This window comes from Streptomyces sp. NPDC051136, from assembly GCF_044455745.1.
In the GTDB taxonomy this organism is placed as follows: domain Bacteria; phylum Actinomycetota; class Actinomycetes; order Streptomycetales; family Streptomycetaceae; genus Streptomyces.
Genome location: NZ_JBITFE010000011.1, coordinates 152249 through 173433 on the forward strand (window position 1 = coordinate 152249; position 21185 = coordinate 173433).

The window sequence follows — 21185 nt, forward strand, 5'->3', positions numbered from 1 at the left end:
TCACTCGCCGATGAGGGCGTCCACGAACGCCGCGGGCTCGAACGGTGCCAGGTCGTCCGCACCCTCGCCGAGTCCGATCAGCTTGACCGGCACGCCCAGCTCGCGCTGCACGGCGACCACGATGCCGCCCTTGGCCGTGCCGTCCAGCTTGGTGAGGACGATGCCGGTGATGTCGACGACCTCGGCGAAGACCCGGGCCTGGATCAGACCGTTCTGGCCGGTGGTGGCGTCGAGGACGAGCAGGACCTCGTCCAGGGGCGCGTGCTTCTCCACGACGCGCTTGACCTTGCCCAGCTCGTCCATGAGGCCGGTCTTGGTGTGCAGGCGGCCGGCGGTGTCGATGAGCACGACGTCCGACCCGATCTCCTTGCCCTCCTTCACCGCGTCGAACGCCACGGAGGCCGGGTCGCCGGCCTCCGGCCCGCGCACCGTGTGGGCGCCGACCCGCTCGCCCCAGGTCTGGAGCTGGTCGGCGGCGGCGGCACGGAAGGTGTCGGCGGCACCGAGGACGACGCTGCGGCCGTCGGCGACCAGGACGCGGGCGAGCTTGCCGGTGGTGGTGGTCTTGCCGGTGCCGTTGACACCGACGACCATCACGATGCCGGGCTTGCCGGTGGCGGGCTCGGTCTTGACCTCGCGGTCCATGTCGGGGCCGACGAGGTTGATCAGCTCCTCGCGCAGCAGCCCGCGCAGCTCGTCGGGGGTGCGGGTGCCGAGCACCTTCACCCGCTCGCGCAGCCGCTCGACCAGCTCCTGGGTGGGCTGGACGCCGACGTCGGCGGTGAGCAGCGTGTCCTCGATCTCCTCCCAGGTGTCCTCGTCGAGGTGCTCCCGCGACAGCAGGGTCAGCAGGCCCTTGCCGAGGGCGTTCTGCGAGCGGGAGAGGCGGGCACGGAGCCGGACCAGTCGGCCGGCGGTGGGCTCGGGAACCTCGATCTGCGGGATCTCGAGCTCTTCGACGACGGGCGGCTCCTCGACGGTGGCGGTGCCGCCGTCCGGGAGGTCGACCTCCTCTATCGTCCGGCGCGTTTCGTCGCGCGGCGTCTCGGCCTCGTCGCCGACGTGCGGCTCGGCCGGAGGGGCGGTGATGTCGGGCGTCGAGGGAGGCGGCGGAGGCAGCTGCTTCTTGCGGCGACTGCCCACGACCAGCCCGCCGAGCGCGCCGATCACGACCACGGCGATGACTACAGCAAGGATGACGATTTCCATAACGGCTCCAGTATGCGGGACCCCCGGCACGGCGCCCCGCTGTCGGTCCCTTGTGGTTTCGTCCGAAGGACAAAGGTCCCTGGAAGGCACGAGTCGGATCAAAGTACGATGGAAGAGGACGCGTCAACGCGCGTAGAGTCCCGACCGCCCCTCTTCCCCACGATCGAGGCACGGACCCCCCACATGAGCAAGACCGCCGAGAACGAAGGCGCCCTGGAGACCCGGGGCATCGAGCAGGTGCCCGACCACGAGCGCACCGCCCGGATCCGCGAGCTGTTCCCCACCTGGGTCGGCGCCAACATCAGCGTGCTGCTGCTCACGATGGGCGCGAGCCTCGTCGTGGCGTACCGGCTCAATTTCTGGCAGGCCCTGGTCGTCGCGGCCGCGGCGCCCGTCGTGTCGTACGGCCTGGTGGGTCTGATCGGCATCGCGGGCAAGCGGGGCGGCGCGCCCGGCATGGCGCTGTCGCGTGCCGTGTTCGGGCAGCGGGGCAACCTGCTGCCGGGCTCGCTGATCTGGGTGGCCCGCTGGGGCTGGGAGACGATCAACGCGGTGACCGGCGCCTATGCCGTGCTCACCGTGCTGGACATCGTCTTCGGCATACGCGCGAACAGCGTGCTGGACATGGTGACGCTGCTCGCCTTCGTCGTGGCGACGTTCGCGATCTCGGGTCTGGGCATCAACGCCGTGCAGAAGTGCAACAAGTACGCGACCTACCTCTTCGGTGCCTTCTCGGTGCTGGTGCTGGGCTACCTGGTCGTCGACACCGACTGGTCCGCGGTCTTCGACCGGCCCGCCGGTACGGTGGCCGCGATGATCACCGGTGTGGGTCTGATCGCGGCCGGCGGCGTCAGCTGGATCCCGTCCGCCCCGGACTTCACCCGGTACCTGCCGCGTACGGCCTCGTCGAAGGGGATCGTGGGGGTCACGGTCGGCGGCGCCGGCATCGTCGTCCTGCCCATGGTCCTGATGGGCATGATCATGGCCGTCTCCACGCCGGACCTGGCCTCGGCCGCCGACCCGGTGTCCTTCCTGGGCGAGATCCTGCCGACCTGGATCGCGGTGCCGTACCTGCTGATCGCCCTGATCGGCATGCTGCTGATCAACTCGATGTCGATGTACTCGGCGGGCTTCACCGCGCAGACCCTGGGCTTCAAGGTCCCGCGGCACTGGGCGGTCTCAGTGAACGCCGTGATCTCGCTGGTCTTCGGCGGTGTGCTGATGCTGGTGGCGACCAGTTTCATGGGGTCCTTCATCGCCTTCCTGTCGCTGCTCGCGGTCGCCTTCTCCGCCTGGGTCGGCGTCTTCGGCGCGGACATGCTGCGCGGCCGGGAGTACGACGGCGAGGCCCTGGCCGACACCGGCCGCACCAGCGCCTACTGGTACCGCGGCGGCTTCTCCCCCGCCGCCGTCGCCGCCTGGGCGGTGGGCCTGGTCGCCGGTCTGATGTTCACCACGTCCGACTGGTTCACCGGCCCCCTCGCCGCGAACAACGTCGTCGGCGAGTACGGGCTCGGCTGGGTGGCCACGGTGGTGGTCTCCGCGGTGCTGTACGCCGTGCTGCCGAAGCCGGCGCTGGTGGTTCCCGCGGCGCCCCGGGAGCGGGCCGAGCAGTCCGAGGCCGTGACCGTCTGACGTACACCGACGGCGCCCCCGCTCCCGAGCGTTCGGGAGCGGGGGCGCCGTTTCGCGTCCCGTCACACCGCCGCCCCGCCCGGTCGAGGACCGGGCGGGGCGGCGGACGGTACGGGGAGAGGGGCAGCGGGGACTTGGCCCTCCTCCCCGGGTTCGGGAGGGCGGGCGGGTCAGCCCATTTCCTCCAGGGCCTTGCCCTTGGTCTCCTTCACGAACTTGAGCACGAAGGGGATGGAGAGGGCGGCGAAGACCGTGTAGATCACGTAGGTGCCGGACAGGTTCCAGTCGGCCAGCGACGGGAAGCTCGCGGTGATGGCCCAGTTGGCGATCCACTGCGCGGAGGCGGCCACGCCCAGGGCGGCGGCGCGGATCCGGTTGGGGAACATCTCGCCGAGGAAGACCCACACGACCACGCCCCAGGACAGGGCGAAGAAGAGGACGAAGACGTGGGCGGCGATCAGGGCGACCCAGCCCTGGGTGGCCGGGAGCTTGCCGTCGACCAGGTGGAAGGAGAAGGCCCAGGCCTCCAGCGCCAGACCGATCACCATGCCGACGGAGCCGACCAGGGCGAGCGGCTTGCGGCCGACGCGGTCCACGAAGATCATCGCGATCACGGTGCCGACGATGTTGATGATCGACGTCGTGAACGAGTAGAAGAACGAGTCCGCCGGGTCGACACCCACCGACTGCCACAGCGTCGAGGAGTAGTAGAACGCGACGTTGATGCCGACGAACTGCTGGAAGACCGAGAGGCCGATACCGATCCAGACGATCGGCTTGAAGAAGAAGCTGCCGCCCAGCAGGTCCTTGAAGGAGGACTTCTCCTCGCGGTGCATGGCGTGCTCGATCTCGTTGACACGGGCGTCGAAGTCGACGTCCTTGCCCTCGACCTCTTCGAGGATCTGCTTGGCCCGCTCGCGCTTGCCCACCGAGATCAAGAAGCGGGGCGACTCGGGGATGGCGAAGGACAGCAGGCCGTAGAGCACGGCCGGGATCACCATGACGCCGAGCATCACCTGCCAGGCCTCCAGGCCCATCAGCTCACCGCGCTGGTCGCCGCCCGCGGCGTTCAGCAGGCCCCAGTTGACCAGCTGGGATACGGCGATGCCGATGACGATCGCGGCCTGCTGGAAGGAGCCGAGCCGGCCGCGGTAGGCGGGCGGGGAGACCTCGGCGATGTAGGCGGGGCCGATCACCGAGGCCATACCGATCGCGAAGCCGCCGATGATCCGCCACATGGCCAGGTCCCACAGCGCGAAGGGCAGCGCGGAACCCACGGCACTGACGGTGAACAGCACCGCCGCGATCTGCATGCAGCGGATACGGCCGATGCGGTCGGCGATACGGCCCGCGGTGGCCGCACCGATCGCGCAGCCGATCAACGCGACGGCGATGACCTGGGCCAGCACCGCGGAACCGACGTCGTAACGGTCCCGGATGGCCTCGACGGCGCCGTTGATCACGGAACTGTCGTAACCGAACAGGAAACCGCCCATCGCGGCCGCCGCCGCGATGAAGATGACGTGCCCGAGATGATCGGGGTGAGCCGTCCCGGCTCCTGGACTGGGCGCCTGCGATGTGCTGGCCACGTGAACTCCTCGGGCTACCGGCAACGCTGCCGGGGCGGTTCGCCCTTCGAGGTACCACTGAAGGGACCTGAAGGTAAAAGCAACGTTGCAGAGACTATGCCTTCAAGTTTCGAAGTCAATAGGACGAGAGGTATGAGATTCGGAGCGAAGAACCGGTCTACTCGTTCAAGACTTGAAGATAGAGAGGTCGGAGACTAGCGCAGCCGCTGACTGATGACCTTCGACACACCGTCGCCCTGCATGGAGACGCCGTAGAGCGCGTCGGCGACCTCCATCGTGCGCTTCTGGTGCGTGATCACGATCAGCTGCGACGCCTCCTGCAGCTCCTGCATGATCCGGATCAGCCGCTGCAGGTTGGTGTCGTCGAGCGCCGCCTCGACCTCGTCCATCACGTAGAACGGACTCGGCCGTGCCTTGAAGATCGACACCAGCATCGCCACCGCGGTCAGCGAGCGCTCCCCGCCGGAGAGCAGCGAGAGCCGCTTGACCTTCTTGCCCGGCGGCCGGGCCTCGACGTCCACACCCGTGGTGAGCATGTTGTCGGGGTCGGTCAGGATCAACCGTCCCTCGCCGCCCGGGAAGAGCCGGCCGAAGACGCCCTCGAACTCCCGGGCAGTGTCCCGGAAGGCCTCGGTGAAGACCTGCTCGACGCGCTCGTCGACCTCCTTGACGACCTGGAGCAGGTCGGCGCGGGTCTTCTTCAGGTCCTCCAGCTGCTCGCTGAGGAACTGGTGCCGCTCCTCCAGCGCCGCGAACTCCTCCAGCGCCAGCGGATTGACCTTGCCGAGCTGCTGGTAGGCGCGTTCGGCGGCCTTCAGGCGCTTCTCCTGCTCGGAGCGGACGAACGGCCGCGGCCGGTTGCGCGGGTGGTCCGGATCCTCGGGGAGCACCTCGCCCTCGGCGGGGGGCGAGGGCGGCACCTCTTGATGGGGGCCGTACTCGGCCGCGAGTCCCGCCGGTTCCACACCGAGTTCCTCCAGCGCCTTGGTCTCCAGCTGCTCGATGCGCAGCCGCTTCTCGGCCCCGAGTACCTCGCCCCGGTGAACTGAATCCGTCAACTTGTCCAGCTCCGCCTTCAGGTCGCGCCCGGCGGTGCGCGCGGCGGCCAGTTCCTGTTCGCGCCGGGTCTTGGCGGCCTCGGCCAGGCCACGCTCCTCGTCGGCACGGGTCAGCGAGACCTCGACGTGGGCGAGCAGCTGCCGGGCGCCGGCGGCGACCGCCTCGGCCACGGCCGCCTCGTGCCGCAGCCTGGCCCGCCGCTGCTCGGCACGCGCGCGTGCCTCGCGTTCGGCGCGCGCGGCCCGGTCCAGGGAGTCGGCCCGCCCGGCGAGCCCCTTGACCCGCTCCTCGTGGGTACGGACCTGGAGACGGGCCTCCATCTCGGTCTGGCGGGCGTTGGCCCCGTCGGCGGCGAGCCGGTCGCGGGCAGCGGTGTCGGGCTCCTCCTCGACCGGCATCTCCTCGGCGACCGCGAGCCGCTCGGCCAGCTCCTCGACCTCCATGAGCGCCTTGTCCAGCGCTTCCTGCGCCCGGGTGGCCGCGGCGGCGGACCGTTCCGCCTCCCCGGCGGCGCCGCGCGCCTGCCCCGCGAGCCGGCCCAGCTGCTGGGCCACGGACGACTTCTCCCGGTCGGCCGCCCTGCGCCGCTCCCCCAGCTCCTCGACCAGCGCGGCGCACTCCCGGCGCCGCGCCACGGCCGCGTCCTGGGCCCCGGCCAGCTCCTCGCACCGCACGCCCAGCTCCGCCAGCCCGGCGGCGGCCTGGTCCACGGACGCCTGGACCTCCAGGAGGCTCGGCGCCCCGGCGGAGCCGCCCTGCGCGAAGTGCGCCCCCAGCAGATCGCCCTCGGTGGTGACGGCGGTCAGGCCGGGGCGGGCGTAGACGAGGTCCTCGGCGTCCTCCAGGGTGGCGACGACGACGATCCCCCGCAGCAACCGCCGTACGGCGGGCATCAGGTCCGCGGGCCCCCGGACCAGGTCGGCGGCGTACGGCGGCCCGTCGTCGCGCGGCTCGTGCGGTACGTCGTCGGGAGCGCCGGCCAGCAGCAGGGCGGCCCGGCCCGCGTCCTGCTTGCGCAGCAGGCGGATGGCGTCGGCGGCGGCCGCAGGGGAGGTCACCGCGAGGGCGTCGGCGGCCGCGCCGAAGGCGGTGGCGAGGGCCACCTCGTGGCCCGGCGTCACGGTGAGGAGAGAGGCGGCGGGGCCGAGCAGGCCGGTGAGCCGGTCCCTGGCGGCGAGCAGCGCGCCGGTGCCGTCCTTGCGGCGCAGGCCCAGCGCGAGGGCGTCGTGCCGTGCCTGTGTGGCGGCGCGTTCGCGTTCGGCCGCGGTGGCGGCTTCGCGGGCGGCGCCGAGGGCGGCCTCCGCCTCGGTCAGCTCGCGCCGGGCGGCGTCGTGCCGCTCGGCGAGTTCCCGGTCGCCGGCGTCGAGCCCGTCGACCTCCGCCTGGAGGCTCTCGTACTCCTCCTGGGCGGCGGCGGCGCGTTCCCGGGACTCGTCACGGGCGGCGGCCAGCCGCTCGATCTCCGCCTGGGCGGAGGCCGCGCGGGAGCGGGCGGCGCCGACCTGACCGCTGAGCCGGGCCAGCCCCTCGCGCCGGTCGGCGATCGCGCGGGCGGCGTCCTTGAGGCGGCGCTCCTCCAGGGCCAGTTCGCGTTCGAGGTCGGCGCGGTGGGCGACCGTGTCCTCCAGGGCGTGTTCGGCCGCCTCCAGGGCCGCTTCGAGCTCGGCCTCCTGCTCACGGACGCGGGCGGCCTCGCGCTCCAGCTCCTCCGGGTCGCGGCCCCGGCGCTCCTCGGGCGGCGCGGAGGTGGCGCTCTTCACCCGGGCGTCGGCCAGCGAGATCGTGCCCCGCACGCGTTCGGCGAGCTGGGACAGCTCGTACCAGGTCTGCTGGGCGCGCTGGAGGCGCGGCGCGAGCCGGCGCACCTCGTCCTCCAGGTCGGCCTCGCGGCGCAGCGCCTTGCCCAGCTCCTGTTCGGCGCTCTCCTTGCGTTCCTTGAGCGCGGCCTCGTCGGCGATCTCGGCCTGGAGCGCCTCCCGCATGCGCACGAGGTCGTCGGCGAGGAGCCGGAGCCGGGCGTCCCGGAGGTCGGCCTGGATGACGGCGGCCCGGCGGGCGACGGCGGCCTGACGGCCGAGCGGCTTGAGCTGGCGCCGCAACTCGTCGGTGAGGTCCTGCACGCGCGCGAGGTTGGCCTGCATCGCGTCCAGTTTCCTGAGCGCCTTCTCCTTGCGCTTGCGGTGCTTGAGGACGCCGGCGGCCTCCTCGATGAAGGCCCGGCGGCCCATCGGGTCGGCGTGCAGGACGGAGTCGAGCTGGCCCTGGCCGACGATGACGTGCATCTCGCGGCCGATGCCGGAGTCGGAGAGGAGTTCCTGGATGTCGAGGAGGCGGCAGGTGTCGCCGTTGATCTGGTACTCGCTGCCGCCGTTGCGGAACATGATCCGCGTGATGGTGACCTCGGCGTACTCGATGGGCAGGGCGCCGTCGGAGTTGTCGATGGTCAGCGACACCTCGGCCCGGCCGAGCGGCGGGCGGCCGGTGGTGCCGGCGAAGATGACGTCCTCCATCTTGCCGCCGCGCAGCGACTTGGCGCCCTGTTCGCCCATGACCCAGCTGAGCGCGTCGACGACGTTGGACTTGCCCGAGCCGTTCGGGCCGACGACACAGGTGATGCCCGGTTCGAACCGGAGCGTGGTCGCCGAGGCGAACGACTTGAATCCGCGGAGGGTCAGGGCCTTCAGGTGCACGCCGTCGGACTCTACCTCTCGGGTGTGTCTCACTCCATGAACCGGTGAACCGCCGCGGTTTCGCGGGTGAACGCGCAGGGCACATCAGACGTTGAAGAGGGTGAAAGGTTGCGCGGGGCAGTGCCGGGGGCCGGAGGCGGGGGCGCGGAGCGAGGCCGGCGGGTGCGACGAGGCCGACGACGAGGCCGACAGGGACGGGGGCCGCGGACAAGAAAGAAGGGACGCCGAAGCGTCCCTTGCAGACTCTGACACCTGAGCGGTTGTACGGGCGGGCCCGAACACTGCCGTGCCGTGATGGAGCGATGCAGTGATCAGGTGAGCGCAGGCTCCGCCTGGTGTGCGTCAACGCTCTCCATGCTCTCCATGATCCTGTCGTGAGAAGCGGCAGCCGCCAGCGCGTCGTTCTCCGCCTGGATTCGTCCGAGCTCGGATTCCAGGTCCTGGACGCGCTGCTGGAGCCGTCGCATCTCGGCGAGGAGTCGCGGGTCGGAGCCGCCGACGTAACCGAGAAGCGCCTTTGCCATGATGGATGGTCCTCCACAATGAGTGACGACCGAAGCGGTGTGGGTCGTGAGGGAATCGCACCCGCGGTGCTTGGCACTCTTGAGTTTTTACTGCCGTTCAACCATGCCAAACAGCTAAGGTGCGCGGGGCTTTCAGCGTCTCACCAAAAAGTTTGACGGTCAACACGATCACGCCCCGTACTGGCGGGCGCCCGGGGGCATGCGGCCGGGAAACGGCGACGCTGCGACTCCTGCGGGCCCCTCGGGGCGTGGCGATCATTCTGCGTGCGGAGCCTGCCACGAGCGGCCGCCCTTGGCAACTACCTGCCCGTTTTCGCCCCGACCACCCCTGCGGGGCGGGCCGGACCCGTCGTCCGCCGGCCCTCCCGCGGCCGGACGTCAGCGGATGGCGAAGCCGTCGTAGCCCCCGCGGGGTGTGTCCCAGATCTCGGTGACTCCGTCCACACGTCCGGGCGTGTCGTCGCCGCGCAGCCAGTCGAGCAGCCCCTCGCAGCGCTCGCGCGGGCCCTCCGCGACGACCTGGACACGGCCGTCGCCCAGATTGAGAGCAAAACCACTCATCCCGCCGAGCTCCAGTGCCCTGGCCCTCGTGAACCAGCGGAAACCCACGCCCTGGACCTGTCCCCGCACCCATGCGACCAGCCGTACATCCTCACTCATGACGGCAACCTAACCAGTCAATGTCTCGCGGGACACTTCACCCCCTTGCGTCATGCGGTACCGTCCCGACCCAATGAATCCCACCTGAAACTCACTCGATGGTGTGAGTTCCGTGTGGATCGTGAGCACAGTCGACCGCAGGGCACGCCCAGCGCGAGGACGAGGAAGGCCAGGACATGGGACGCCACCGACGCTCCGCCGCCGACCGCGCCGCCACGGGCCGCGCCGCGCAGGACCGGCAGCCGGACGGCACGACGGGGCGGGACCGCGGCCGGGCGGCGGGCCCGGACGAGACCCCCACCACGATGGGGATCGCGCCCTACCTGAACCCCGAGGCCTACGCCGAGGCCCGGGCCAGGAGCGACGCCTACCTCTTCGCGGACGGCCCGGACGGCCCGGACGGCGGCGAGGGCCCGGGGTCCGGCCGCACCGTCGCCTTCCCCAGCCACGGCTACACGCCCGACGGGGGTTCGCAGCCCGGCGGCGGGCGTCGCCGACGCCGCAGGAAGGTCGCCACTCCGGTCCGCACCGGCCTGCTCGGTGTGTCCGCCGCGGTCGCCATCGGCACGGTGGCGGTGGCCACGGGTGTGGTGCCCGGTCTGGACAACTACCGGATCGGCGGCAGCACCGGCGGGGGCGACCGGGTGCAGGCCCAGGACGTCCCGACGAACAGCCCCTCCCAGCAGGGCGGCACCTCGGGCAGCGCCGAGGCGGGCCGCGGCGACGACACCGCCACGAGCCGCGGCACCGACCGCTCCGCCTCGCCGTCCCGGTCCTCCGAGGCACCGTCCGAGGAGGAGTCCTCCAAGGACGCCCGCACCCCTTCCGCGTCCTCCGCCGCTCCCTCCACCTCGGCGCCCGCCTCCGAGCCCGCGGCCCCGGCGCAGACGCCGTCGAAGACGAAGAAGCCGAAGACGACGCCGAGCACCGGCTCGAAGCCCACGCCCTCCCGCACGGCCACCGGGAAGCCCGCCGAACCCAGCGCGCCCGCCGCCGTCTCGGAGGCGGCCGTCGCCCAGGCGCAGGTGCTCAAGCTGGTCAACGACGAGCGGGCCAAGGTGGGCTGCACCCCGGTGGCCGCCAACAGCGCCCTGCGCGAACTGGCCGAGGACTTCAGCCAGGACATGGCCACCCAGGGCTTCTTCGACCACACCGACCCGAGCGGCGCCACTCCCTGGGACCGGGCGGCGGCAGCGGGCATAAGCGGCCTCGGGGGCGAGAACATAGCCCGCGGCCAGGCGGACGCCCAGGCCGTCATGGACGCCTGGATGGCCAGCCCCGGCCACCGCGCCAACATCCTGAACTGCGACTTCCAGACCCTGGGCGTCGGAGTCCACTTCGGCACCGGCGGCCCTTGGTGGACACAGGACTTCGGCTACTGACCGCCCCCGGGGGGCGGCGCTTCCCCGCGCTGTCCGCCGCTCCGCGCAACCTGCGGCGCAGCGCTGTGCTCACGTACGCTGGTGACATGTCGACCACGCAGGAGTCCACTCAGGAGCAGGACCTGCCGTTCGACGTGTTCTCCCGGGCCTGTCCCTCGCGCGGCACCCTGGAACACGTCACGGGGCGCTGGGGCGCGCTGACGCTCGGCGCGCTGTACGAGGCGTCCTTCCGGTTCAACGAGTTGCGGCGCCGGGTGGACGGCGTCAGCGAGAAGATGCTGGCCCAGACCCTGCACGCGCTGGAGCGCGACGGGCTGGTGCACCGCGAGGCCCAGCCCACCAATCCGCCCCGCGTGGACTACGACCTCACGCCGCTGGGGCGTGAGGTGGCCGAGCGGCTGACGGCGCTCATCCAGTGCCTGGAGGGGCGGATGGACGAGGTGCTGGCGTCGCGCGAGCGGTACGACGCGCAGCGCACGCCTACGGCGTGATCCTCGGCGGCCGCTGGCACTTCGGGCAGAAGTAGCTGGAGCGGTTCATCCACGGCCGGCGGCGGATCGGTGTGGCGCAGCGGCGGCAGGGCATGCCTTCACGGCCGTACGCGTCGAGCGTGCGGTCGAAGTAGCCGGACTCGCCGTTGACGTTGACGTAGAGGCTGTCGAAGCTGGTGCCGCCGACGGCGAGGGCCGCGTTCATCACGTCCCGGGCGTGGCCGAGGAGTTCGGTGGTGCGGGGGCGGGTGAGGGTCGCCGTGGGGCGCTCGTAGTGCAGGCGGGCGCGCCACAGCGCCTCGTCGGCGTAGATGTTGCCGACGCCGCTGATCAGGGACTGGTCGAGCAGGGCCCGCTTGATCGTGGTGCGCTTGCGGCGCAGGGCGAGGTGGAAGGCCTCGTCGTCGAAGAGGGGGTCCAGCGGGTCGCGGGCGATGTGCGCGATGACGTCGGGCAGTCCGTCGGGGCTCGTTTCGTGCAGGGACAGGCCGCCGAAGGTGCGCTGGTCGACGAAGCGGAGCTCGGTGCCGAGGGCGTCGGCGAAGCGGACGCGGATGCGCAGGTGCTTCTCGGCCGGCGCCTCGTGCGGCTGGACCAGGAGCTGGCCGCTCATGCCGAGGTGGGCGAGGACCGCCTGGTCGGTGTCCTCCAGGGGCAGCCACAGGTACTTGCCGCGCCGGCTGGGGGTGCCGATCCGGTGGCCCTCCAGGCGGTGCGCGAAGTCGTCGGGTCCCGCGACGTGCCGGCGTACCGCGCGCGGGTGCAGCACCTCGGCGTCGGCGACGGTCCGGTGGGCGACCCAGCGCGCGAGGCCGCGCCGTACGACCTCTACCTCGGGCAACTCGGGCATGGCTTCCCCTCGGGTGCGCCCTGGACCGGTCCGGTGAGCCGGGCGGGTGGACGGGCCTGGTGGACGGACGACGAGTCCGAACGCCCGCCCCGGGTGCGGGACGGGCGTTCGGATCGTGCGGTGGGTGGGGTCAGGCGGAGGCGGACGTCTCGTCGGGGTCCACGTCGACGGCGTTCGCCGCCGCCTTGGCGCGCTCGTCCGCCGCGGCCCGGATGGACCGCCACGCGGATTCCGCGGCCTGCTGCTCCGCTTCCTTCTTGCTGCGGCCGGTGCCGGTGCCGTACGAGACGCCTCCGACGCGGGCGGCAGCAGTGAAGGTCTTCTCGTGGTCCGGGCCGGTCTCCGTGACCAGGTACTCGGGGACGCCGAGCCCTTCGGTCGCGGTCAGCTCCTGGAGGCTGGTCTTCCAGTCCAGGCCGGCGCCGAGGTTCGAGGACTTCTCGATCAGCGGGTCGAACAGGCGGTGCACCAGTTCGGAGGCCGCGTCGAGGCCCTGGTCGAGATAGACCGCGCCGATCACCGCTTCGAGGGTGTCGGCGAGGATGGACGCCTTGTCCCGGCCGCCCGTGCCCTCTTCACCGCGGCCGAGCCGGATGAAGGAACCGAGGTCGAGCCCACGGCCCACCTCCGCCAGCGCACGCGAGTTGACCACCGCGGCCCGCAACTTGGCCAGCTGGCCTTCGGGCAGGTCGGGGTGGGTGCGGTACAGCGTGTCCGTGACGACGAGGCCGAGGACGGAGTCACCGAGGAACTCCAGCCGCTCGTTCGTCGGCAGACCGCCGTTCTCGTACGCGTAGGAACGGTGGGTCAGCGCACGCACCAGAAGGGCGGACTCGAGCTGATAGCCGAGCCGCCCTTCCAGAAGCGTGTGGGACGAGGCCTGGGTGTCCGCCTTCTTCTTGGCGGGTGGGTCCGCCTTGGCGTCTTCCGCCTTCTTGGGGACTGACACAGTGCCTCTCACCAGCCGCTCAGACCTCGAGGACCTGGCGCTTGTTGTACGTGCCGCAAGACGGGCACGCGATGTGCTGCTGCTTGGGCTCGTGGCAGCGCTCGCACGCAACCAGGGTGGGGACCGCAGCCTTCCACTGCGACCGGCGGTGGCGCGTGTTGCTGCGCGACATCTTCCGCTTCGGAACAGCCACGGCTACTTCTCCTGCTTCTCGGCGGCGTCCGCGGATTCTGGCCCGTCGCCGCTCATCTCGTCCTTCTCGCCGTCTCCGAGTGAACCGGCGAGTCCCTGCAATGCCGCCCAACGAATGTCGACGGCGTCGTGGTGGTGGTCCGGGTCGTCCGACAGGCGCACTCCGCACTCGGAGCACAGACCCTGGCAGTCTTCCTGGCACACCGGCTGCATCGGCAGTGCGAGCACCACCGCGTCGCGCAGCACGGGTTCGAGGCCGATCAGGCCGTCCTCGACGAAGAACCTGTCCTCGTCGTCCTCGGCGTCGTCGCCCGGTTCCGCCACGGGGCGGCCACGGTCGTCGGCGTCAGGGTACGAGAACAGCTCCTGGAAGTCCGCTTCGAGCTGCTGCTCGAGCGGCTCCAGACACCTTACGCACTCCCCCTCGGCCCTGGCACGGGCGGTACCCGTGACGAGCACCCCTTCCATGACCGACTCGAGCCGCAGATCGAGCTCCACCGGGGCGCCTTCCGGCACTCCGATGACTCCCTGGAGACCGAAGTCCTTGGGAGCGTCGACCGTGCGGGTCAGGCGCTGGAGCGCACCGGGCCGCCGTCCCAGCTCGTGTGTGTCGAACACGAGGGGATCGCGGTGGTCGAGACGCGCGTTCAGAACCATTCCTGCTTTCGGTCTTCGTGGTGGGGGACGCCGCCCTTCGGTGTTCCCGGGCAGCGGCGATCGCGGACGTACGCGCGACCGAAGAGCCAGGATACTGGACCATTCGCTCTCGGCCCAATCCGGTCCTGGGCCGCCCCCGTGGCCCAGGCGGCGGCGGTCCCGCTCCTAGAGTCCGCGGCCCTGTTCGTACGCCCGCAGCTGTTCGGCGCTGATCATGCTGGTGTCGAAGAGGCTGGTCTCGTCGAGCGCCTGCGGCTGGGTCTGCGGGGGCTGCTGCGGCTGCGGGGGGTGGGCGTAGCCCTGCTGTCCTTCGTAGCCGTGCTGCCCGCCGTCGTACGGGTAGCCGTACGGGTCGGCGCCCTGCTGCTGGTAGCCGTAGGGGTCCTGGCCGCCGTCGTAGGCCTGCGGGTAGGCCGCGTACGGGTCGGGCTGCTGCGGGACGTAGCCGTACGCCGGGTCCTGGGCCGGCATCTCCGGCACGGCCTGCGCCGGCACCTGGGCCGCGGCGGGCTGCTGCTCGCCGTACGCGGGCTGCACGGGGTGCTCGGCCGGGGCGGGGGCGTCGGCGAGGCCCGCGAGGCCGGCGAGGTAGTCGGCGTCGCTGGAGTGCTGGACGGTCGTCGGGTCGTCCGCGAGGGCGCCGAGGTCGTCGGTGGCGATCCGGCCGTGCAGCTTCTGGCGGCCCCGGCCGACCGCGTCCAGGGTCTTGGCCAGCACGGCCTCGAAGGCGCCGAGCTTGGTGTCGACGTAGGCGTCGGCGTCGCGGCGCAGGGTCTCGGGGTCGTGGCTGCGCTCGGGGGCGTCCTCGTCCTCGTAGCCGTTCTCGTCGAGGCCGGGTCCGGTGCCGAGGAGCTTCTCGCGGCCCCGGCCCACGGAGCCGAGGGTCTTGGTGAGGACGACCTCGAAGTTGGCGAGCTTGGAGTCGACGTAGTCGTCGGCCTCGGCGCGGACCTCCTCGGCCTCCTGGCGGGCCTCGGCGAGGATCCGGTCGGCCTCGGCCTGGGAGCGGCGGGCGACCTCGGTGCCGGCGATCAGGGAGCCGCGCTCGGCGTGCGCGCCCTCGATGATCCGGTCGGCCTCCTGGCGGGCCTGGGCGACCATCTGCTCGCGGTCGCCGATCAGTTCCTGGGCCTGGGCGAGGGAACCGGGCAGTTCGGCGCGCAGCTCTTCCAGCAGCGAGAGCAGTTCGGCGCGGTTGATCACGCACGAGGCCGACATGGGCATGGCGCGGGCGCCGGAGACCATCGCGGTGATCTCGTCGAGCTTCTTCTGCACGTCCACCGTGTGCTCGCCACTCTCTACAGCTGTGTTGGAGACGGACGGGACGACTGTACGACCCCGGAACGTTCCGGGGACACCGGGTGACGGGTTGTCAGTCTCCGTGGGCCGTGCGAGGTGGCGGTCAGCGGTCCTTCAGGCGCTCCGTGAGGGCTTCGAGGACCAGCGGCGGCACCAGGTGGGAGATGTCCCCGCCCCAGGTCGCGACCTCCTTGACCAGGGAGGAGGACATGAAGCTGTAGGTGGGGTTGGTGGGGATGAAGAGGGTCTCCACGCCCGAGAGGCCGTTGTTCATCTGGGCCATCTGCAGCTCGTAGTCGAAGTCGCTGACCGCGCGCAGGCCCTTGACGATCGCCGGGATCTCGCGCTGCTTGCAGAAGTCGACGAGCAGGCCGTGGAAGGACTCCACACGGACGTTCCCGTACTCGGCGGTCACCTGGCGGATGAGGTCGATCCGCTCCTCGATCTCGAACAGGCCCTTCTTGGACCGGTTGATCATCACCGCGACGTAGACCTCGTCGTAGAGGCTGGAGGCACGGGCGATGATGTCGAGGTGTCCGTTGTGGATCGGGTCGAACGACCCGGGACAGACGGCACGGCGCACTTGAGTTCCCTCGCTCTCCGGTCCGGTCATCGTGCGTCTTCGCACGTAGCGGCGGCGCGACCGTACCAAAACGTTCCCTCGCCGTAGCGGCGGGCCCGGATCGCTTCGAAGCCGTCCGGCCAGCGGAATTCGCCGCCCCTGGTGCTGCGCTCCACGGTGACCAGCGCTTGCGCCCCGAGCCACCCCTGGGTGCGGAGTGTGAGCAGGATCTCCCGGAGATCGTCGTCGGAGACGGCGTACGGCGGGTCCAGGAAGACGACGTCGTACGGCTCGGCCGGAGCCTGGGCGTGGATGATCTGTTCCGCTTTGCCCGTCCTGACCTCGGCGCCGGGCAGACCGACGGCCTTGACGTTCTCCCGGACCGTGCGGGCGGCGCGGGCGTCGGCCTCGACGAGCAGCACGTGTCCCGCGCCGCGGGACAGCGCCTCCAGGCCGACGGCGCCGGAGCCCGCGTACAGGTCGAGGACCCGCTCGCCGTCCAGCGGGCCGCCGAGCAGCGACTGCCAGGTCGAGAACAGGCCCTCGCGCGCGCGGTCGGAGGTGGGGCGGGTGCCGGTCCCCGGCGGGACGGCCAGGCGGCGTCCGCCGGCCTTGCCGGCGATCACGCGGGTCATTTCAGCGTCCTTGTCGGTGTGCTCGGGTGTGCGGAGGGTGTCCGCCCCCAGTCTGTCAGCCCTTCTCCAGGTACTGCTCCCGCTCGTCGTCCAGCAGGGCCTGAAGGGCCGTGCGCAGTCCCGGCAGCCCGCTCAGCTCCGGGTCGGCGGCGACGACGGCGGCCGCCTCCTGCCGCGCCTGCGCGATGATCTCCTCGTCCTCGATGACGGCGAGCACCCGCAGGGAGGTGCGGGCGCCGGACTGGGCCTGGCCGAGGACGTCGCCCTCCCGCCGCTGTTCGAGGTCGATGCGGGAGAGCTCGAAGCCGTCGAGGGTGGCGGCGACCGCGTTCAGCCGCTGCCGCGCCGCGCTGGCCTCGGGCATCTCGCTGACCAGCAGGCACAGGCCGGGTGCGGAGCCGCGCCCGACCCGGCCGCGCAGCTGGTGCAGCTGGGAGACGCCGAAGCGGTCGGCGTCCATGATCACCATCGCGGTGGCGTTGGGGACGTTCACCCCGACCTCGATGACGGTGGTGGCGACCAGGACGTCGGTCTCCCCGGCGGCGAAGCGGCGCATGACCGCGTCCTTGTCGTCGGGCTGCATCCGGCCGTGCAGGACCTCCACCCTGAGCCCCTGGAGCGGGCCCTCGGCCAGCTGCCCGGCCACGTCCAGGACGGCGAGCGGGGGCCGCTTCTCGGCGTCGCCCTCGGGCGGCGTGTCCGGTGCGGCCTTCTTCCCGGCGTCCTTCTTCGGGGCGTCGTCCTCGTCGCCGATGCGCGGGCACACGACGTACGCCTGGTGGCCGCCCGCGACCTCCTCGCGGACCCGCTCCCAGGCCCGGGCGAGGAAGTGCGGCTTGTCGGAGGCCGGGACGACGTGGCTGGCGATCGGGGAGCGGCCGGCCGGGAGCTGGTCCAGGACGGAGGTCTCCAGGTCGCCGAAGACGGTCATGGCCACGGTGCGCGGGATGGGCGTGGCGGTCATGACGAGCAGGTGCGGGGGCTGCTTGCCCTTGCCGCGCAGGGCGTCGCGCTGCTCGACGCCGAAACGGTGCTGTTCGTCGACGACGACCAGGCCGAGGTCGTGGAACTGCACCTTGTCCTCGATCAGGGCGTGGGTGCCGATGACGATGCCCGCCTCCCCGGTGGCGAGGTCCAGCAGGGCGTGCCGGCGGGCGGCGGCGCCCATGGAACCGGTGAGCAGCACCACCTTGGTCGCGTGCTCCGCGCCGCCCAGCATCCCCCCCTCGGCCAGCTCGCCCATCATCTCGACGACGGACCGGTGGTGCTGCTGGGCGAGCACCTCGGTGGGGGCCAGCATCACGGCCTGTCCGCCCGAGTCGACGACGGCGAGCATGGCCCGCAGGGCGACCAGGGTCTTGCCGCTGCCCACCTCGCCCTGGAGCAGCCGGTGCATCGGGTGGTCGGTGGCGAGGTCGTCGAAGATCTCGCGGGAGACCTTCTGCTGGCCGTCGGTGAGGGTGAAGGGGAGCCGGTCGTCGAAGGCGGTGAGCAGGCCGTCGGGGCTGGGCCGCCTGGGGACGGCGGGGAGTTGGGTCTCGGCGTGGCGGCGGCGGGCGAGGGCCACCTGGAGGACGAAGGCCTCGTCCCACTTCAGGCGGGCGCGGGCGTCCTCGATGTCGGCCTTGGTGTGCGGGCGGTGGATCTTGACGAGGGCCTCGGGCAGGGGGACCAGGCCCCGGCCCTCGCGCAGCGAGCCGGGGAGCGGGTCGACGGCCTCCTGGGCGCTGGGCAGCACGGTCTGGATCGCCTTGGCGAGCTTCCAGGACTCCAGCTTGGCGGTGGCCGGGTAGAGGGGGATGAGGGCGCCCGCCCACGACTCGACGCTCTCGGCGGCGCCGTCGTCGCCGTCCTCGGCCCGCAGCAACTCGTACGCCGGGTGCGCCAGTTGCAGCCGGCGGTTGAAGACGGAGACCTTGCCCGCGAACATCGCGCGGGTGCCCGGCAGGAGTTCCTTGTGGGGCTTGTGCACGCCGTTGCCGAAGAAGACCAGTTGGAGGCGGCCGCTGCCGTCGGTGATGGTCACCTCCAGGCGCTGCCCCTTGCCGCGCGGCGCCTTCGAGGAGGCGAAGGTGTGCAGGCGGGCGTCGGCGACCTGGGCGACCACGGTGACGTGCTCGTCCATGGGCAGGTCGGCGAGGTGGGTGAGCTGGCCGCGCTCCTCGTATCTCCGGGGGTAATGGTGGAGGAGGTCGCCGACGGTGTGCAGGCCGAGGTGCTCGGCCATCACCTTCGCGGTGGCGGGGCCGAGCACCTTCTTGAGGGGTTCTTGCAGTGCGGGCACGAGATCCATTGCACACCACGCCACTGACAACGGCCCACAAGGGCGCCGTGGCGGGTCCTGCCCGTGCGCCTACTCCACGCCGACCAGCAGCAGGGCGCCCTGCCGGCCGCCCCGGTAGACCACCGTGTCCACCGCGAGGTGGGTCTCCCGGACGCGGGTCTCCAGGTGGTCGGCGACGGTGCGGGGCGCCTCGTCGCCGATGACGAGGGTGACCAGCTCACCGCCCGCCGACAGCATCCGGTCCAGGACGGTCGCGGCGACCTGGGCGACGTCCGCGCCGATCACGGCCACGTCGCCGTCGATGAGGCCGAGTACGTCGCCGGCCTGGCAGATGCCCGCCGTGGTCCAGGACTGGCGTTCGGCGACGGTGACCTCGGCGTGGCGGGTGGCGCCGGCCGCCGAGGTCATCGCCACCACGTCCTCGTCGAAGCGCCGCTCGGGCTCGTGCACGGCGAGCGCGGCGATGCCCTGGACCGCGGAGCGGGTCGGGATGAGGGCGACGCGGATGCCCTCGGTGCGGGCCTGCTCGGCCGCCGCGGCGGCGGTGTGGCGCAGTTCGGCGTCGTTGGGCAGCAGCACCACCTCGCGCGCGTGGGCCCGCCGGAGGGCCTGGACCAGCTCGCCGCTGGCGGGTGGCTCCCCGGGGCGCGCGAGGAGGGTGGTCGCGCCGCCCTCGGTGTACAGCGCCGCCAGCCCCTCCCCCGGCACGACGGCCACCACGGCGCGCTGGGCCCGCTCCCGAGGGGTGCGCACGCTCGCGGTGGTGTGCGCGTCACCCTGTCCGAAGTGCGTGATGCGGATGCGGTACGGCCGCCCGGCCTCGACACCCGCCTCCACGGCGGCGCCCGCGTCGTCGACGTGCACGTGGACGTTCCACAGTCCGTCGCCGCCGACCACGACGAGGGAGTCCCCCAGGGCGTCGAGTCGCTGCCGCAGCCGGGTCACGGCCGCGTCCCCGGCCTCCAGCAGGTAGATCACCTCGAAGGCGGGGCCGTTCCCGGCATCCGGCTCCGGGCACTCCTTCCCCGGGGCGTGCTCCCCGGCGGGGTGCTCGGCACCGTGCTCCACGCGCGCGTGGGGCACGGCGAACGGTTCCGGCGCCCGGCCGGTGAACGTCTCCACCAGGGCCGCCAGGACCGTCACCAGGCCGCGTCCGCCCGCGTCGACCACTCCGGCGCGCTCCAGGACGGGCAGCCGGCCGGGGGTGGCGGCGAGCGCCAGGCGGGCGCCCTCGTAGGCGGCGCGGGCCACCTCGGCGCAGTCGCCCTCGACGTCCTCGGCCGCGTCGGCGGCGGCCGAGGCGACGGTCAGGACGGTGCCCTCCACCGGGTGGGCCACGGCCTGCCGGGCGGAGACGGCGGCGTGCCGCAGGGCCAGCCGCAGACCGGGACCTCCGGTGTGGCCGGAGTCACCTCCCGTGGTGAGCACCTGGGCCATGCCGCGCAGCAGCTGCGCGAGGATCGTGCCGGAGTTGCCCCGGGCGCCGATGAGCGCACCGTGCGCCATGGCGCCCACGGCGTCGGCCAGCGAGGGCCCGCCGCCCGCGCCCTCGACCCCCTCGCCCGCGCCCGCGGGCCGGTCGTCCGTCTCGTGCGCCGCGAAGACGGCCTCCACCGCGGCGACGGCCGACTCGACGGTCAGGTAGAGGTTGGTGCCGGTGTCCCCGTCGGCGACGGGGTAGACGTTGATGGCGTCGATCTCCTCGCGTGCCCGCCCCAGCGCGCGCAGCGACAGACCGCACCAGGTACGCACCGCCAGAGCGTCGAAGAACCTCTGCGGCACCTGCGCCACCTGCGCCTCCCTGGACTGCGGACGTGGCTGGCAGCGTAGACCTTGGCGGGCCGGCCCACCGGAAGAGGGCCGGGACGGGCCCCTGAGCTGCCGTGGTAGTTTCGTTGTACGGGAGCAGCCGTTGTATGCTGCTCCGGTTGCCCGATCCCGATCGGGCTCTCCCCCTGGCACCGCCACTCAGATCCCGGACCGTTCGCGACTCCGAGAGCTTGATCCCGGCATGCCGGGATCAACCGTAAGTGCATCTGAAGTCTTTGGAGTGACCCGTGGCTGCCAACTGCGACGTCTGCGGCAAGGGGCCGGGCTTCGGCAACAACATCTCGCACTCGCACCGCCGTACGTCCCGTCGCTGGAACCCGAACATCCAGCGTGTGCGTACCGTGGTCGGCGGGACGCCGAAGCGCGTGAACGCTTGCACCTCGTGCATCAAGGCCGGCAAGGTCTCGCGCTGACGCATCAGCTGAGCGCGCGGCCACTGCCTGGTCCGCTGCATGGAGCCGGTCCACCTCGTGTGGGCCGGCTTTCTGCCGTGCCCTCTTTCCTCGCCGGGCCGGAACGCCGGTGGGCCGGCGTGCCAAGGTCCCGGGAGCGCACTCCGGGGTTCTCGTCGGCCCCCTGCCCGTCCGTACCGGCGGCGGCGTTCCCGTCAGCCCCGGCGGCCCCAGGTCCCGAGCGCTCCTGACGCTCCCTCTCCCCGACGCCGCCGACCGTACGGTCTCCCGGCCCG

Annotated in this window: 18 protein-coding genes; 4 read left to right on the forward strand and 14 right to left on the reverse strand. The window is 72.1% G+C overall.

The window, feature by feature from the left end; translation table 11 throughout:
• Nucleotides 1-1209, reverse strand: coding sequence for a signal recognition particle-docking protein FtsY (gene ftsY / locus ACIBCJ_RS29435; RefSeq protein WP_166662013.1), 1209 nt, complete (start codon nt 1207-1209; stop codon nt 1-3).
• Nucleotides 1210-1392: 183 nt separating this feature from the next.
• Here ftsY and ACIBCJ_RS29440 point away from each other — a divergent pair, with 183 nt between their 5' ends.
• Nucleotides 1393-2844: a cytosine permease gene (locus tag ACIBCJ_RS29440; protein ID WP_362508599.1), complete on the forward strand. Its 1452-nt coding sequence runs from the start codon at nt 1393-1395 to the stop codon at nt 2842-2844.
• 170 nt (nt 2845-3014) lie between these two features.
• On the opposite strand, the gene ACIBCJ_RS29445 is transcribed toward ACIBCJ_RS29440, so the two are convergent.
• The 4 genes from ACIBCJ_RS29445 to ACIBCJ_RS29460 all read right to left on the reverse strand — a co-directional run bounded on the left by ACIBCJ_RS29445 (nt 3015) and on the right by ACIBCJ_RS29460 (nt 9366).
• Nucleotides 3015-4433, reverse strand: coding sequence for a sugar porter family MFS transporter (locus tag ACIBCJ_RS29445; protein WP_362508596.1), 1419 nt, complete (start codon nt 4431-4433; stop codon nt 3015-3017).
• 194 nt (nt 4434-4627) lie between these two features.
• Complete coding sequence (gene smc / locus ACIBCJ_RS29450; RefSeq protein WP_365981147.1) at nt 4628-8182, reverse strand: chromosome segregation protein SMC; 3555 nt, start codon at nt 8180-8182, stop codon at nt 4628-4630.
• Between the two features lie 311 nt (nt 8183-8493).
• Nucleotides 8494-8706 (reverse strand): hypothetical protein, encoded by a 213-nt coding sequence (locus ACIBCJ_RS29455; RefSeq protein ID WP_003973418.1) that lies wholly within the window; start codon nt 8704-8706, stop codon nt 8494-8496.
• 378 nt (nt 8707-9084) lie between these two features.
• Nucleotides 9085-9366: an acylphosphatase gene (locus ACIBCJ_RS29460; RefSeq protein WP_007444898.1), complete on the reverse strand. Its 282-nt coding sequence runs from the start codon at nt 9364-9366 to the stop codon at nt 9085-9087.
• A gap of 176 nt (nt 9367-9542) precedes the next feature.
• Here ACIBCJ_RS29460 and ACIBCJ_RS29465 point away from each other — a divergent pair, with 176 nt between their 5' ends.
• Nucleotides 9543-10748 (forward strand): CAP domain-containing protein, encoded by a 1206-nt coding sequence (locus ACIBCJ_RS29465; RefSeq protein WP_365981148.1) that lies wholly within the window; start codon nt 9543-9545, stop codon nt 10746-10748.
• Nucleotides 10749-10834: 86 nt separating this feature from the next.
• Nucleotides 10835-11239, forward strand: coding sequence for a helix-turn-helix domain-containing protein (locus tag ACIBCJ_RS29470; RefSeq protein WP_362102383.1), 405 nt, complete (start codon nt 10835-10837; stop codon nt 11237-11239).
• Here ACIBCJ_RS29470 and mutM read toward each other — a convergent pair.
• From mutM to ACIBCJ_RS29515, 9 genes are all read right to left on the reverse strand, one after another.
• Nucleotides 11229-12089, reverse strand: a complete 861-nt coding sequence (mutM, locus tag ACIBCJ_RS29475; RefSeq protein ID WP_362102386.1) for a bifunctional DNA-formamidopyrimidine glycosylase/DNA-(apurinic or apyrimidinic site) lyase — start codon at nt 12087-12089, stop codon at nt 11229-11231. The two genes, ACIBCJ_RS29470 and mutM, sit on opposite strands and share 11 nt — an antisense overlap.
• A gap of 130 nt (nt 12090-12219) precedes the next feature.
• On the reverse strand, nt 12220-13050 hold the full coding sequence (gene rnc / locus ACIBCJ_RS29480; RefSeq protein WP_362102389.1) for a ribonuclease III: 831 nt from the start codon (nt 13048-13050) through the stop codon (nt 12220-12222).
• Nucleotides 13051-13057: 7 nt separating this feature from the next.
• The gene (rpmF, locus tag ACIBCJ_RS29485) at nt 13058-13231 is read right to left on the reverse strand and encodes a 50S ribosomal protein L32 (protein ID WP_003951102.1); all 174 of its coding nucleotides are present in this window, start codon (nt 13229-13231) and stop codon (nt 13058-13060) included.
• 2 nt (nt 13232-13233) lie between these two features.
• Nucleotides 13234-13887: a DUF177 domain-containing protein gene (locus ACIBCJ_RS29490; RefSeq protein WP_133889488.1), complete on the reverse strand. Its 654-nt coding sequence runs from the start codon at nt 13885-13887 to the stop codon at nt 13234-13236.
• A 165-nt stretch (nt 13888-14052) separates the two neighbouring features.
• The gene (locus tag ACIBCJ_RS29495) at nt 14053-15168 is read right to left on the reverse strand and encodes an ATP synthase F0 subunit B (protein WP_362102393.1); all 1116 of its coding nucleotides are present in this window, start codon (nt 15166-15168) and stop codon (nt 14053-14055) included.
• Between the two features lie 121 nt (nt 15169-15289).
• Nucleotides 15290-15769 (reverse strand): pantetheine-phosphate adenylyltransferase, encoded by a 480-nt coding sequence (gene coaD, locus ACIBCJ_RS29500; protein WP_362102704.1) that lies wholly within the window; start codon nt 15767-15769, stop codon nt 15290-15292.
• Nucleotides 15770-15795: 26 nt separating this feature from the next.
• Nucleotides 15796-16383 (reverse strand): 16S rRNA (guanine(966)-N(2))-methyltransferase RsmD, encoded by a 588-nt coding sequence (gene rsmD / locus ACIBCJ_RS29505; protein WP_362102396.1) that lies wholly within the window; start codon nt 16381-16383, stop codon nt 15796-15798.
• A gap of 55 nt (nt 16384-16438) precedes the next feature.
• A complete protein-coding gene (recG, locus tag ACIBCJ_RS29510; protein WP_362508581.1) occupies nt 16439-18676 on the reverse strand; it encodes an ATP-dependent DNA helicase RecG in 2238 nt (745 codons plus the stop codon).
• 60 nt (nt 18677-18736) lie between these two features.
• Nucleotides 18737-20458 carry a DAK2 domain-containing protein gene (locus ACIBCJ_RS29515; RefSeq protein ID WP_365981149.1) on the reverse strand — a complete coding sequence of 574 codons (1722 nt, stop codon included), beginning with the start codon at nt 20456-20458 and terminating at the stop codon, nt 18737-18739.
• Nucleotides 20459-20724: 266 nt separating this feature from the next.
• On the opposite strand from ACIBCJ_RS29515, the gene rpmB reads away from it, so the two are divergent.
• A complete protein-coding gene (gene rpmB, locus ACIBCJ_RS29520) occupies nt 20725-20910 on the forward strand; it encodes a 50S ribosomal protein L28 (RefSeq protein ID WP_003993230.1) in 186 nt (61 codons plus the stop codon).
• The last annotated feature ends 275 nt before the right edge of the window (nt 20911-21185 follow it).

Excerpts from the sequence above, each read along its gene's own strand:
- ACIBCJ_RS29460 (WP_007444898.1), bottom strand. The coding sequence starts at position 9,366 with ATGAGTGAGGATGTACGGCTGGTCGCATGGGTGCGGGGACAGGTCCAG.
- mutM (WP_362102386.1), bottom strand. The coding sequence starts at position 12,089 with ATGCCCGAGTTGCCCGAGGTAGAGGTCGTACGGCGCGGCCTCGCGCGC.
- ACIBCJ_RS29490 (WP_133889488.1), bottom strand. The coding sequence starts at position 13,887 with ATGGTTCTGAACGCGCGTCTCGACCACCGCGATCCCCTCGTGTTCGAC.
- recG (WP_362508581.1), bottom strand. The coding sequence starts at position 18,676 with ATGGATCTCGTGCCCGCACTGCAAGAACCCCTCAAGAAGGTGCTCGGC.
- ACIBCJ_RS29455 (WP_003973418.1), bottom strand. The coding sequence starts at position 8,706 with ATGGCAAAGGCGCTTCTCGGTTACGTCGGCGGCTCCGACCCGCGACTC.
- ACIBCJ_RS29440 (WP_362508599.1), top strand. The coding sequence starts at position 1,393 with ATGAGCAAGACCGCCGAGAACGAAGGCGCCCTGGAGACCCGGGGCATC.
- rsmD (WP_362102396.1), bottom strand. The coding sequence starts at position 16,383 with ATGACCCGCGTGATCGCCGGCAAGGCCGGCGGACGCCGCCTGGCCGTC.
- ACIBCJ_RS29465 (WP_365981148.1), top strand. The coding sequence starts at position 9,543 with ATGGGACGCCACCGACGCTCCGCCGCCGACCGCGCCGCCACGGGCCGC.
- ACIBCJ_RS29470 (WP_362102383.1), top strand. The coding sequence starts at position 10,835 with ATGTCGACCACGCAGGAGTCCACTCAGGAGCAGGACCTGCCGTTCGAC.
- ftsY (WP_166662013.1), bottom strand. The coding sequence starts at position 1,209 with ATGGAAATCGTCATCCTTGCTGTAGTCATCGCCGTGGTCGTGATCGGC.